Source organism: Ramlibacter alkalitolerans, from assembly GCF_016722765.1.
Taxonomy (GTDB): domain Bacteria; phylum Pseudomonadota; class Gammaproteobacteria; order Burkholderiales; family Burkholderiaceae_C; genus Ramlibacter; species Ramlibacter alkalitolerans.
This window is the reverse complement of sequence record NZ_JAEQND010000005.1, coordinates 112,716-125,212: the sequence shown is the minus strand read 5'-3', so window position 1 is coordinate 125,212 and position 12,497 is coordinate 112,716. Positions and strand designations below refer to the sequence as shown.

General features: G+C 70.8%; 11 protein-coding genes. 8 read left to right on the top strand and 3 right to left on the bottom strand.

The window, feature by feature from the left end; genetic code table 11:
- Positions 1 to 1,026, bottom strand: a complete 1,026-nt coding sequence (gene queA, locus JI746_RS10025) for a tRNA preQ1(34) S-adenosylmethionine ribosyltransferase-isomerase QueA (protein ID WP_201689516.1) — start codon at positions 1,024 to 1,026, stop codon at positions 1 to 3.
- Positions 1,027 to 1,087: 61 nt separating this feature from the next.
- Here queA and JI746_RS27635 point away from each other — a divergent pair, with 61 nt between their 5' ends.
- The 4 genes from JI746_RS27635 to ubiA are packed head-to-tail and all read left to right on the top strand — an operon-like array spanning position 1,088 to position 6,180.
- The gene (locus tag JI746_RS27635) at positions 1,088 to 3,382 is read left to right on the top strand and encodes an ATP-dependent DNA helicase RecG (RefSeq protein ID WP_236599737.1); all 2,295 of its coding nucleotides are present in this window, start codon (positions 1,088 to 1,090) and stop codon (positions 3,380 to 3,382) included.
- Between the two features lie 41 nt (positions 3,383 to 3,423).
- Positions 3,424 to 4,377: a LysR substrate-binding domain-containing protein gene (locus tag JI746_RS10010; RefSeq protein WP_201689042.1), complete on the top strand. Its 954-nt coding sequence runs from the start codon at positions 3,424 to 3,426 to the stop codon at positions 4,375 to 4,377.
- A gap of 4 nt (positions 4,378 to 4,381) precedes the next feature.
- On the top strand, positions 4,382 to 5,320 hold the full coding sequence (locus JI746_RS10005; protein WP_201689038.1) for a Dyp-type peroxidase: 939 nt from the start codon (positions 4,382 to 4,384) through the stop codon (positions 5,318 to 5,320).
- Complete coding sequence (ubiA, locus tag JI746_RS10000) at positions 5,320 to 6,180, top strand: 4-hydroxybenzoate octaprenyltransferase (protein ID WP_201689036.1); 861 nt, start codon at positions 5,320 to 5,322, stop codon at positions 6,178 to 6,180. Before JI746_RS10005 ends, ubiA begins: the two co-directional genes overlap by 1 nt.
- Before the next feature lie 118 nt (positions 6,181 to 6,298).
- Here ubiA and proC read toward each other — a convergent pair whose 3' ends face one another.
- Both proC and JI746_RS09990 read right to left on the bottom strand, forming a co-directional pair.
- On the bottom strand, positions 6,299 to 7,114 hold the full coding sequence (gene proC, locus JI746_RS09995) for a pyrroline-5-carboxylate reductase (RefSeq protein ID WP_236599736.1): 816 nt from the start codon (positions 7,112 to 7,114) through the stop codon (positions 6,299 to 6,301).
- Complete coding sequence (locus tag JI746_RS09990) at positions 7,114 to 8,268, bottom strand: esterase-like activity of phytase family protein (protein ID WP_330892979.1); 1,155 nt, start codon at positions 8,266 to 8,268, stop codon at positions 7,114 to 7,116. The genes proC and JI746_RS09990 overlap by 1 nt, the downstream gene beginning before the upstream one ends.
- Before the next feature lie 67 nt (positions 8,269 to 8,335).
- Between JI746_RS09990 and glpK the strand changes: the two genes are divergently transcribed.
- The 4 genes from glpK (at position 8,336) to rplX (ending at position 12,497) form a co-directional block, all read left to right on the top strand.
- On the top strand, positions 8,336 to 9,835 hold the full coding sequence (gene glpK / locus JI746_RS09985) for a glycerol kinase GlpK (protein WP_201689032.1): 1,500 nt from the start codon (positions 8,336 to 8,338) through the stop codon (positions 9,833 to 9,835).
- An 8-nt stretch (positions 9,836 to 9,843) separates the two neighbouring features.
- On the top strand, positions 9,844 to 11,439 hold the full coding sequence (locus JI746_RS09980; protein WP_201689030.1) for a glycerol-3-phosphate dehydrogenase/oxidase: 1,596 nt from the start codon (positions 9,844 to 9,846) through the stop codon (positions 11,437 to 11,439).
- 362 nt (positions 11,440 to 11,801) lie between these two features.
- Entirely contained in the window at positions 11,802 to 12,170 is a 369-nt protein-coding gene (rplN, locus tag JI746_RS09975; protein WP_193675928.1) for a 50S ribosomal protein L14, read from the top strand.
- Between the two features lie 12 nt (positions 12,171 to 12,182).
- Positions 12,183 to 12,497, top strand: coding sequence for a 50S ribosomal protein L24 (rplX, locus tag JI746_RS09970; RefSeq protein ID WP_201689028.1), 315 nt, complete (start codon positions 12,183 to 12,185; stop codon positions 12,495 to 12,497).

Genomic DNA, 12,497 nt, shown 5'->3' with positions numbered 1-12,497 from the left:
TCAGGTGCGCGCGAGCAGCATCGCGTCGCCGTAACTGAAGAAGCGGTAGCGGCTTTCCACCGCGTGGCGATAGAGCTGCATCACGTGCTCGTAGCCGGCCAGCGCGCTCACCAGCATCAGCAGGGTGGACTTGGGCAGGTGGAAGTTGGTGAGCAGCAGGTCGACCTCGCGGAAGCGGAAGCCGGGCGTGATGAAGATGTCGGTGTCGCCGCTGGCCTGCCCCGAGGCGGCCCACGATTCGAGCGTGCGGACCGTGGTCGTGCCCACGGCCACCAGGCGGCCGCCGCGCGCGCGCAGTTGCGCGATCGCCTGCTGCGTCGCCTCGGGCACCTGGTACCACTCGCTGTGCATGCGGTGCTGTGCGATGTCCTCGGTCTTGACCGGCTGGAAGGTGCCGGCGCCGACGTGCAGCGTCACGCCGGCGCGCTGCACGCCGCGGGCTTCGAGCGCGGCCAGCACGGCCTCGTCGAAGTGCAGGGCGGCCGTGGGGGCGGCGACGGCGCCGGGATTCTTCGCGAACACCGTCTGGTAGCGGCGCGCGTCTTCGGCCGTGTCGGCGTGCGTGATGTAGGGCGGCAGCGGCACGTGGCCGTGCTGCTCCATCACGCGGTACGGGTCCTCGCTGAAGGCGAGGCGGAACAGCGGGCCGTCGTGCTCGGGCCAGCGACCGAGGAGGGTGGCCGTGAAGCCGCCGTCCATGCGCAGCGCCGTGCCGGCCGGCGGCTTCTTGCTCACCTTCATGTGGGCGACGACCTCGCGTTCGCCCAGCACGCGTTCGACCAGCAGTTCCAGCTTGCCGCCGGTGGGCTTCTCGCCGAACAGGCGCGCCTTCACCACTTGCGTATCGTTGAAGACCAGGAGGTCGCCCTCGCGCAGGAGTTGCGGCAGGTCGCGGAACGCGCGGTCGGCGGGCGCCGGGCCGGTGCCATCCAGCAGCCGCGAGCCGCTGCGTTCGGCGGCCGGATGCTGGGCGATCAGTTCGGGGGGCAGGGCGAAATCGAAATCGCCCAGGGTGAAGTGGCGCATGTTCTTGAGGGCCGGACGGACCCGTTCCAAGGTTGTCGGGATTGCAGGGCAGAATTGTCCCATGCCGGAAAACAAGGCGCTGTCGGAACCACAGAAAGCCCTGATCAAGCTGGGCCTGGCGCGCGACATCGACCTGGCCCTGCACATTCCCCTGCGCTACGAGGACGAGACGCGCATCGTGAAGCTGCGCGACGCGCGCGAAGGCGACACGATCCAGTTCGAAGGCTCGGTGACCGACTGCCAGGTGCAGTACCGCCCGCGCCGCCAGCTGGTGGTGAAGGTGGACGACGGCACCGACACCTGCGTGCTGCGCTTCTTCACCTTCTATCCCTCGCAGCAGAAGTCGCTGGCCGTGGGCGCGCGCTTGCGCATCCGCGGCGAGATCAAGGGCGGCTTCCTCGGCTGGCAGATGGTGCATCCGGCCTGGAAGGCGGCGGGCGGCGACTTGCCCCAGGCGCTGACGCCGGTTTATTCCACCGTCGCCGGCCTGCCGCAGCCCTACCTGCGCAAGGCCGTGGCCGGCGGGCTGGAGCGTGCCGACCTGTCCGAGACGATCCCGCCCGATGCACCGCCGGCGCCCGGCCGGGCGCGTGAATGGACGCTGAAGCAGGCGCTGCAGTTCCTGCATCACCCGGCGCCCGAAGTCTCGCTGGCCACGCTGGAAGACCGCAGCCATCCCGCCTGGCAGCGCCTGAAGGCGGAGGAGCTGCTGGCGCAGCAACTGTCGCAGGTGCACAGCCGGCGCGAGCACGATCGCCTGCGGGCGCCGGCACTGCGGGCCCGCCCCGGCGGGCTGCACGAACAGTTGCTGGCGGCGCTGCCCTTCCAGCTCACGCAGGCGCAGCGCCGCGTGTCCGAGGAGATCGCGCAGGGCCTCGAGCGCGAACGGCCGCTGCACCGCCTGCTGCAGGGGGACGTCGGTTCGGGCAAGACGGTGGTGGCGGCGCTCGCCGCGGCGATCGCCATCGACGCGGGCTGGCAATGCGCGCTGATGGCGCCGACGGAAATCCTCGCCGAGCAGCACTTCCGCAAGTTGATCGGATGGCTGGAGCCGCTGCTGATGCCGCTGGGCCTGCGCGTGGCCTGGCTCACGGGCAGCCAGCGCAAGAAGGAGCGCACGGAGATGCTGGAGCTGATCGCCAGCGGCGAGGCCGCGCTGGTGGTGGGCACCCATGCGGTGATCCAGGAGCAGGTGCAGTTCAAGGCGCTGGCGCTGGCGATCATCGACGAACAGCACCGGTTCGGGGTGGAGCAGCGGCTGGCGCTGCGGGGGAAGATGAATTCCCGCCATCCGCGCGCGGGCGGGGACGACGGGATCGATCGTAGGCTGGCGGTGGAGCGAAGCGAAACCCCAGCGCTGCGCGCCAGCGCTGGGGTTTGCGCGCTGCGCGGCTCACCGCCAGCCTACCCGGGGCAGGCAGCGGGCGAAGAGGAAGCCCTGGATTCCCGCCTCCGCGGGAATGACGGGGAGGGACGCGGGAATGGCGGGGAGGGGTGCGGGAATGACGCAGACGGCAGCGCGGAGCCCCACCTCCTCATGATGTCCGCCACCCCCATCCCCCGCACGCTCGCGATGTCCTACTACGCCGACCTCGACGTCTCCACCATCGACGAACTGCCGCCTGGCCGCACGCCGGTCGTCACCAAGCTGATCTCCGACAGCCGGCGCGACGAGGTCGTCGAGCGCATCCGTTCGCAGGTGGCGCAGGGGCGGCAGGTGTACTGGGTCTGTCCCCTGATCGAGGAAAGCGAGACCCTGGATCTCACCAACGCCACTGCCACCCACCAGCAACTGAGCGAAGCGCTGCCCGGCGTGCTGGTCGGACTGCTGCATTCGCGCATGCCGGTGCCGGAGAAGAAGGCCGTGATGGCGCTCTTCACCGGCGGCCAGATGGGCGTGCTGGTCGCCACGACGGTGATCGAGGTCGGCGTCGACGTGCCCAATGCCTCGCTGATGGTGATCGAGCACGCGGAGCGCTTCGGCCTGTCGCAGTTGCACCAGCTGCGCGGGCGTGTGGGCCGCGGCGCCGCCGCCTCCGCCTGCGTGCTCCTGTATTCCGCCGGCGAGCACGGGCGCCTGGGCGACACCGCGCGGGCGCGCCTGAAGGCCATGGCCGAAACCAGCGACGGCTTCGAGATCGCCCGCCGCGACCTGGAGATCCGCGGCCCCGGCGAGTTCCTGGGCGCCCGCCAGTCCGGCGCGCCGCTGCTGCGGTTCGCCGACCTGGCGCTCGACGCCGAACTGCTGGAATGGGCGCGCGAGGTCGCGCCGCACATGCTGGACCGTCATCCCGATCTCGCCGAGCGCCACGTGAGCCGCTGGTTGGGTGGAAAATCGGAATACCTGAAGGCCTGACCGAAGTCGATAGCTTCCGGCTTGCCCCGGACACCCGATCCATGACGCTCACCGAGCTCAAGTACATCGTCGCCGTCGCGCGCGAACGCCATTTCGGCCGCGCGGCGGAGGCGTGCTTCGTCTCGCAGCCGACGTTGTCGGTGGCGATCAAGAAGCTCGAGGACGAGCTCGAGGTGAAGCTGTTCGAGCGCAGCGCCAACGAGGTCACCGTCACGCCGCTGGGCGAGGAGATCGTGCGCCAGGCCCAGAGCGTGCTGGAGCAGGCGGCCGCGATCAAGGAGATCGCCAAGCGCGGCAAGGATCCGCTGGCCGGCCCGCTGCGCCTGGGCGTGATCTACACGATCGGCCCCTACCTGCTGCCGGACCTGGTGCGCCAGGCCATCGCGCGCACGCCCCAGATGCCGCTGATGCTGCAGGAGAACTTCACCGTGCGCCTGCTGGAGATGCTGCGCATGGGCGAGATCGACTGCGCGATCATGGCCGAACCGTTCCCGGATGCCGGTCTCGCCATCGCGCCGCTGTACGACGAGCCCTTCCTCGCGGCGGTGCCGAGCAACCATCCGCTGGCCGCGCACAAGACGATCACGGCGGAGGAACTGAAGCAGGAAACGATGCTGCTCCTGGGCACCGGCCACTGCTTTCGCGACCACGTGCTGGAGGTGTGCCCCGAGTTCGCGCGCTTTTCCAGCGACGCCGAAGGCATCCGCAAGAGCTTCGAAGGCTCCTCGCTGGAGACGATCAAGCACATGGTCGCTGCGGGCATGGGCGTCACGCTGGTGCCGCGCCTGTCCGTCCCCAAGGAGGCGTTCGCGACCCGGCCCAGACGGCGCAGCGAGGACCAGGCCTTCGTCAAATACATCCCCTTCGACGGCGACCCGCCGAGCCGGCGCGTCGTGCTCGCGTGGCGGCGCAGCTTCACCCGCTACGAAGCCATCGCCGCCCTGCGCAACGCGATCTACGCCTGCGAACTTCCCGGCGCCAAGCGCCTATCCTGAGACCATGCGAGAAACTCCCGACACCCCCGCGCGCCTGTACCAGCCCGGCATCCTCGATGCTCCGCCGCCGGTTGCGCGCTACCTCTGGTTCCAGCTCACCGACCCCAGGGTCGATGCCGCCGCCATCAAGGAAGCGCTCACGCGCGTGACGCCCTTCGTCGACGGCAGCGACGTCGTCCTCGGCCTCGGCCCTTCACTGGTGCAGGCGCTCGGCGCCGAGATCCCGGGGCTGCACGAATTCCCGGGCTTCTCCGACCACGGCGTGAAGGTGCCTGCCACGCCCGGCACCTTGTGGGCCTGGCTGCGCGGCTCCGACCTCGGCGACCTGCTGCATGTCACGCGCAAGGTGCAGAAGGCGCTGGCGCCGGCCTTCGCGGCGCGCCACGTGGTCGATGCCTTCCGCCACGCCTGGAACGACAGCCACGGCAAGGACCTGACCGGCTTCGAGGACGGCACCGAGAACCCGGAGGGCGAGGCGGCCGAAGAGGCGGCCTTCGCGCACGGCCTCGGCGCAGGGCTGGACGGCGCGAGCTACGTCGCCGTGCAGCAATGGGTGCACGACCTCGACGCCTTCGAGGCGGTGGAGGACCATGCGCGCGACCACGTGATCGGCCGGCGCCTGTCCGACAACGAGGAACTGGAAGACGCGCCCGAGACGGCGCATGTCAAGCGCACCGCGCAGGAAAGCTTCGATCCGGAGGCCTTCGTGCTGCGCCGCTCCATGCCGTGGATGATGAGCATGCAGGCGGGGCTGATGTTCGTCGCCTTCGGCAAGTCCTTCTACGCCTTCGAGGCGCAGATGCGCCGCATGGCGGGCTACGACGACGGCGTGACCGATGCGCTGTTCGGGATCTCGAAACCGGTGAGCGGCTCGTATTTCTGGTGTCCGCCGATGCGCGACGGCCGCCTCGACCTGCGCCGCCTGGGCCTCGGCACCTCGTGATGGCGCAGGGCAAGCTGGCGCTCTACCTCGACCTGATCCGCTGGAACCGGCCCGCGGGCTGGCTGCTGCTGCTGTGGCCCTCGCTCTATGCGCTGTGGATCGCGGCGGCGGGCTTCCCCGGCTGGCACCTGGTCGTCGTGTTCACGCTCGGCACGGTGCTGATGCGCAGCGCGGGCTGCTGCGTCAACGACGTCGCCGACCGCGAGTTCGACCGCCACGTGAAGCGCACGGCGCAGCGGCCGGTGACCACCGGCGCCGTCTCGGTGCGCGAAGCCCTGGTGCTGGGGGCGGTGCTCGCGCTCGCCGCCTTCGTGCTGGTGCTGACGACCAATGCGGCGGCCATCGCGTGGTCGTTCGCCGCGCTGGCGATCTCCGTCATCTATCCCTATGCGAAGCGCTACGTCTCGATGCCGCAGGCGGTGCTGGGGGTCGCCTTCAGCTTCGGCATCCCGATGGCCTTTGCCGCGGTGCAAGGCCATGTCACGCTGCTCGCCTGGGTGCTGCTGCTCGGCAACCTGTTCTGGGTGCTGGCCTACGACACCGAATATGCGATGGTCGATCGCGACGACGACCTGCGCATCGGGATCAAGACGTCGGCGATCACGCTGGGCCGCGCGGACGTCGCCGTGGTGATGGCCTGCTATGTGGCGGCGATCGTGGTCTGGGCCGTGGTGATGGTCGGGCGGATCCCCGCGCCGTGGATCGCGCTGACGGCCGCCGCGGCGGGTGCGCAGGCGGCGTGGCACTACACGCTGATCCGCGAGCGCTCGCGCGACGGCTGCTTCAAGGCCTTCCGGGTGAACCACTGGTTCGGGTTCACGCTGTTCGCAGGGACGGTGCTGGGCTACGCCCTGAATTAGCTCCCTCCCCCTCTGGGGGAGGGCTGGGGTGGGGGCGCTCCGCAAGGCAAAGCTTCCATGCGCGGAGCGTCCCCATCCCGACCTTCCCCCGGAGGGGGAAGGAGGAAATCCATCCGATTCACCGGCCGAATTCGTCGCCCAGTTCCTCCGCCCGTCGGCACGCGGCGTGCAGCGCCTTCACGAACGCCGCCTTCACCTGGTCCTGCTCCATCGACGTGAGCGCCGCATAGGTCGTCCCGCCCTTGGATGTCACCCGCTCGCGCAGCACCTGCAGCGGCTCCTGCGACGCCCGCGCCAGCTCCGACGCCCCCGCGAAGGTGCCCACCGCGAGCCGCCGCGCCTGCTGCGCGTCCAGCCCCATCTCCGCTCCCGCCTGCGTCATCGCCTCGAGGAAATAGAACACGTAGGCCGGCCCGGATCCGGACAGCGCCGTGACGGCATCGAGCTGCGGTTCCGCCTCCACCCACAGGAACTCGCCGGTGGTCGCGATCACCTGCTCCACCTGCATCTTCTCCGCGGCGGTGACGCTGCCGCGCGCGAACAGCGCCGTCATCCCCTTGCCCACCAGCGCCGGCGTGTTGGGCATGGCCCGCACGATGCGCTCCGTTCCCAGCCAGGCCGCGATGCTGTCCGAGCGGATGCCGGCCGCCACGCTCAGGTGCAGCGCCTGCTGCACGTGCGCGCTGGCCTGCCCCGCGGCCTCCTTGAAGGTCTGCGGCTTCACGGCCCAGACGACCAGCCGGCACGCAGCGAGCGAGGCGCCGGCGTGTTCTTCCGCGGCCACGCCGAAGTCCTGTTGCAGCCGCGCGCGCTGCGCCGCGAACGGCTCGACCACCGCGATCTGCGCCGGCGCGAGCCCCTGGCGGATCAAGCCGCCAATGATGGCGCTGGCCATGTTGCCGCCGCCGATGAATGCGATGCGCGCGTCGTCCATCATTCCGCTCCCAGGTATTCGAAGGCCGCGAACTGCGTGACCTGCATGGATCTGAAATTGTCGTCGCTCACCACCACCAGCGAGCGCCGCCCGCCGGGCAGGCGCGGGCCCCAGCACATGGCTTCGGTGTTGTCCAGGCGCGAGAGGCCCAGCTGCGCGAAATCGGCGACGAAGCGCTTGGCGCAAGGCCGGTGGTTGCCGGCCTCGAGCCGCGGCAGCGCGAGCGTGTCGCTGCCGTCGCGGGTGTCGATCTCGTAGATGCGCAGCGACAGCCCGACGCCGGCCATGTACGCCCGTTCCAGCACCAGCATCCGGCTGGCGTCGATCATCAGGATCTCGCTGACGCCGTTCTCCGCCACGCCGGGCACCACCGGCGCGTGCGGAATGGGATCGGGTACGTAAGCGACCTGGCGAACGGCACGGCCGGTGGCGATGTCGAAGGCGGTGAAGCGGCACGGACCGCCGGGGTGGCCGACGCCCGGCTCCGGGCCGTCCTGCTGCAGGGCCGCTTCCATGCCGACCCAGGCGGTGCGGGCGTCCGGCGTGAGCGCCAGCCCCTCGAAGGTGAGGTTGGAGCGAGGTCCCGAGCCGGGCCGGGACGCGAACCGGAGCTGCGCCGGCATCTCGAATTCGCGCACCAGGCTGCCGTCGAGGCGCGATTCGCGCAGCGTCGGCGACTGGTTGGCGGCGTAGTCGCCTTCGCTGGTCCACAGGACGCCGCGCCGTCCGGGCAGCAGCCGGATAGCCTCCGGGTCCACCACCTCGCCCCCGGCCTGGCGCTTGGGGAACGGCGTGCCGGCCGCCTGCCGCAGCGTGACCGCTTCGAGCACTTCGACGTCGAGGCCGCTGGCCCGCACGTCCACGCGCAGGGTGTAGAAGCGCGCCGCATTGCGCTCCGAGCGGTCGTCGCTCAGGGCCACCCAGAGGCCGATCGCCGGATCGTGGTCCAGCCCGGACAGGCCGCCGACCGTCGTGCCCTGCACCTGCAGGCCGTGCGGCAGGATCTTCTCTCCGATCAGGCGCAGCTGCGAGGGGCCTCGCGGCAGCGGCGGGGCGCTGCGGGTGACACAGCCGGTGAGCGCGAGCGCGCAGGCCGCGGCGGTGCCGCGCAGCAGCGCGCGGCGGGACAGCAGGGGACGGGACGACGACATCATGGGACGGCGAGTCTAGTCGGTGCGGCGGGCCGGCCGGGCGGCCCGGCATGGGTTACGCTGCCGGCCCATGAAATACGTTCTCGCCCTGGACCAGGGCACGACGAGTTCGCGCGCCATCGTGTTCGATCGGGCGGGCCAGGTGGCCGCGCTGGCGCAGCGCGAGTTCGCGCAGCACTTCCCGCAGCCTGGGTGGGTGGAGCACGACGCGCGCGAGATCTGGGCCACGCAGCACGCGGTGGCGCTCGAGGCGCTGGACCAGGTCGGCGGCTGCGCCGAGGTGGCCGCCATCGGCATCACCAACCAGCGCGAGACGACGCTGCTGTGGGACCGCGCCACCGGCCAGCCGGTGGCCAATGCGATCGTCTGGCAGGACCGGCGCACGGCGGCGCGTTGCGACGAACTCCGCGCCAGCACGCGGGCCGCGGCGCGCATCCAGCGCAAGACCGGGCTGGTGATCGACGCCTATTTCTCCGGCACCAAGCTCGAATGGCTGCTCGATCACGTGCCCGGCGCGCGCGAACGCGCCGAGGCGGGCGAGCTCGCCTTCGGCACCATCGACAGCTGGCTGGTCTGGAACCTCACGGGCGGCCGCGTGCACGCCACCGACGTGAGCAATGCCTCGCGCACGCTGCTGTTCAACCTGCACACCCGGGAGTGGGACGACGAGCTGCTGGCGCTGCTGCGGGTACCGCGCGCCGTCCTGCCGGACGTGCTGCCTTCCAGCGGCGTGCTGGCCGAGACCGAGTCGTCGCTGTTCGGCGCGGCGTTGCCGATCGCGGGCATCGCCGGCGACCAGCAGGCGGCCACCTTCGGCCAGGCCTGCTTCGCCCCCGGCATGGCCAAGAACACCTACGGCACCGGCTGCTTCATGCTGATGAACACCGGCGCCCAGCCGGTGGCCAGCCGCAACCGCCTGCTCACCACGGTCGGCTGGCAGGGTCCGCCCGGTCCCCACGGCATGGCGTATTGCCTGGAGGGGAGCGTGTTCGTCGCGGGGGCGACCGTGCAATGGCTGCGCGACGGCCTGCAGATCATCCAGTCCGCCCCGGAGGTGGAATCGCTCGCCGCGCAGGTCGCCGATACCGGCGACGTCTACCTGGTGCCCGCCTTCGCCGGCCTCGGCACGCCCGACTGGGACGGCCATGCCCGCGGCGCGCTGGTGGGCCTGACGCGCGGCACGACCCGCGCGCACATCGCGCGGGCGGCGCTGGAGGCCATCGCGCTGCAGTCGGCCGACGTGTTCGGCGCGATGACGCGCGACGCCCGCATCCCGCTGGCCGAACTGCGGGTGGACGGTGGCGCCTCGCGCAACAACCTGCTGATGCAGATGCAGGCCGACTTCCTCGGCGTGCCGGTGGTGCGCCCGCAGGTGACGGAGACGACCGCCCTGGGCGCGGCCTACCTGGCCGGCCTGGCAACCGGCTTCTGGCAAGGCGGCGACGAGATCGCCGCGCAATGGCAGGCGGACCGCCGCTTCGAGCCGCGCCTGGGCGAGCCGCAGCGCCTGGCCAAGCTGGCGCGCTGGCGCGAGGCGGTGGAGCGGTCGAAAGGGTGGGCGCAGTCTTGAGCCCGGGGATGGCGGCGCCCGCGGCCCCGACGCGGCGCGAAGAATTGCTGGAGCGCCTGGAGCAAGGGGGCACCTGGGACCTGGCGGTGGTGGGCGGCGGGGCCACCGGCCTGGGGGTCGCGCTGGACGCCGCCTCGCGCGGGCTGAGCGTGGTGCTGCTGGAGTCGCACGATTTCGCCAAGGGCACGTCCTCGCGCGCGACCAAGCTGGTGCACGGCGGCGTGCGCTACCTGGCGCAGGGCGACATCGGCCTGGTGCGCGAGGCGCTGCACGAGCGCACGACGCTGCTGCGCAACGCGCCGCACCTGGCGCAGCCGCTGCCCTTCGTGCTGCCCACCTACAAGCTGTGGGAGATGCCGTTCTACGGCGCCGGGCTGGTGATGTACGACGTGCTGGCGGGCGTCGCCGGCCTCGGCCGCACCGAATTCCTCACGCGCGGCAAGACGCTGGCGGCGCTGCCAACGGCTCGGCCCGAAGGCCTGAAGGGCAGCATCCGCTACTGGGACGGCCAGTTCGACGATGCCCGGCTGGCCCTGGCGCTGGCCCGCACGGCCGCCGCCCACGGGGCGCTGGTGCTCAATTACTGCGGCGTGACGCAGCTGCTGCATGCGGACGGGCGGCTGACGGGCCTGGTCGCCCGCGACGCCGAGACCGGGCGCGAGTTCAGGCTGCAGGCCCGCTGCGTCGTCAACGCCGCCGGCGTCTGGGTCGACGGCCTGCGCCAGCAGGACGCCAAGGCGATCGGCCGGCCGGTCCAGCCCATGGTGGCGCCCAGCCAGGGCGTGCACGTGGTCGTCGATCGCGACTTCCTGCCGGGGCAGCACGCGCTGATGGTGCCCAGGACGGCGGACGGCCGCGTGCTGTTCGCCGTGCCGTGGCTGGGCAAGCTGATCCTGGGCACGACCGACACGCCGCGCGACGATCTGCCGCGGGAGCCGCGACCGTTCGCCCAGGAACTGGACTTCATCCTCCGGGAGGCCGGGCGCTACCTGGTCCGCGCGCCGCGGCCGCTGGACATCCGCAGCACCTGGGTGGGGCTGCGGCCGCTGGTCAAGCCCGTGACCAACGGCGACGAGCCCACCAAATCGCTCAGCCGCGAACACACGGTGCTGGTGAGCCGCTCCGGCCTGGTCACCGTCGCCGGCGGCAAATGGACGACCTACCGGGCGATGGCGGAGGACGTGCTGGAGAAGTGTTTCGCCGCCGGGCTGCTGCCGCGAGCGGCCTCGGGCATCACGGCCACCCTGCCGCTGGTCGGGGCACCGGACCGGGCGGCGGCGCCCACGCCCTTGAGTGCGCCGCCGGGACCCCATCTGTATGGATCGGAGGCGGCCCAGGTGGTTGCGCTGGCGGGTGAAGCTCGTCATCTGGGCGGCGGCCTGACCGCAGCCATGGTCCGCTTCGCCGCCCGGCATGAATATGCGCGGACGGCGGAGGACGTGCTGGCTCGGCGGTCGCGGCTGCTGTTCCTGGACGCGGCGATGGCGGGGGAACTGGCCGAAGAGGTCGGGGGCCTGTTGCGCGAGGAGACCGGGGTGGATCCGCAGGTGGAGGCGTTCCGGGAACTGGCCGCCTCGTATGCCGGATCGGCGCAGTTTTCGTAGGCTGGCGGTGAGCCGACGAAGCGCGCGAACCCCAGCAAACAACGCTGGGGTTGCGCTTCGCTCCACCACCAGCCTACGGAGCCAGGCGCAATCCGGCGCCGACGCATACCCCCGCCATGTAGGGCCCTGTTGACAATTCCTGTCAATCGGTCATAATCGCGGGCTCGCCTTTTCGGAGGCGCGGCTTGAGTCCATGCCGTTTCCCCTGGGAGGCGGTGTCGCCCACTCGGAACTGACGGGCCCGTCATCACCAGCCGCGAGCGGCTGGGGGGTCATTCAGTGACGACGGGCCCAAGACTGTCCCGATGCCCTGGCTGGATCGTCCAGCAGGGAGTATTCGGGACAAGTTGGGAATACACGAAATGATCCAGACTGAATCTCGGCTCGAAGTCGCCGACAACACCGGCGCGAAGTCCGTTCTTTGCATCAAGGTGCTGGGCGGTTCCAAGCGTCGCTATGCGTCCGTCGGCGACGTCATCAAGGTGAGCATCAAGGAAGCCGCTCCGCGGGGTCGCGTCAAGAAGGGCGAGATCTACAGCGCCGTGGTCGTCCGCACCGCCAAGGGCATCCGCCGTGGCGACGGCTCCCTCATCAAGTTCGACGGCAATGCCGCCGTGCTGCTCAATAACAAGCTGGAGCCCATCGGCACCCGCATCTTCGGCCCGGTGACGCGCGAACTGCGTACCGAGAAGTTCATGAAGATCGTGTCCCTGGCCCCGGAAGTCCTCTAAGGAACCCCCGCCATGAACAAGATCCGCAAGGGTGACCAGGTCATCGTGCTGACCGGCCGCGACAAGGGCAAGCGCGGCACCGTGGTGCTGCGCAAGGACGACGACCACGTCGTCGTCGAAGGCATCAACCTGGTGAAGAAGCACACCAAGCCGAACCCGCTCAAGGGCACCACCGGCGGCATCGTGGAAAAGGCCATGCCGATCCACATCTCCAACGTGGCGATCTACAACGCCGCCACCGGCAAGGCCGACCGCGTCGGCATCCAGGTCGACGGCGACTCGCGCAAGCGCGTCTTCAAGTCGTCCGGCGAAGAAATCAAGGCCTGA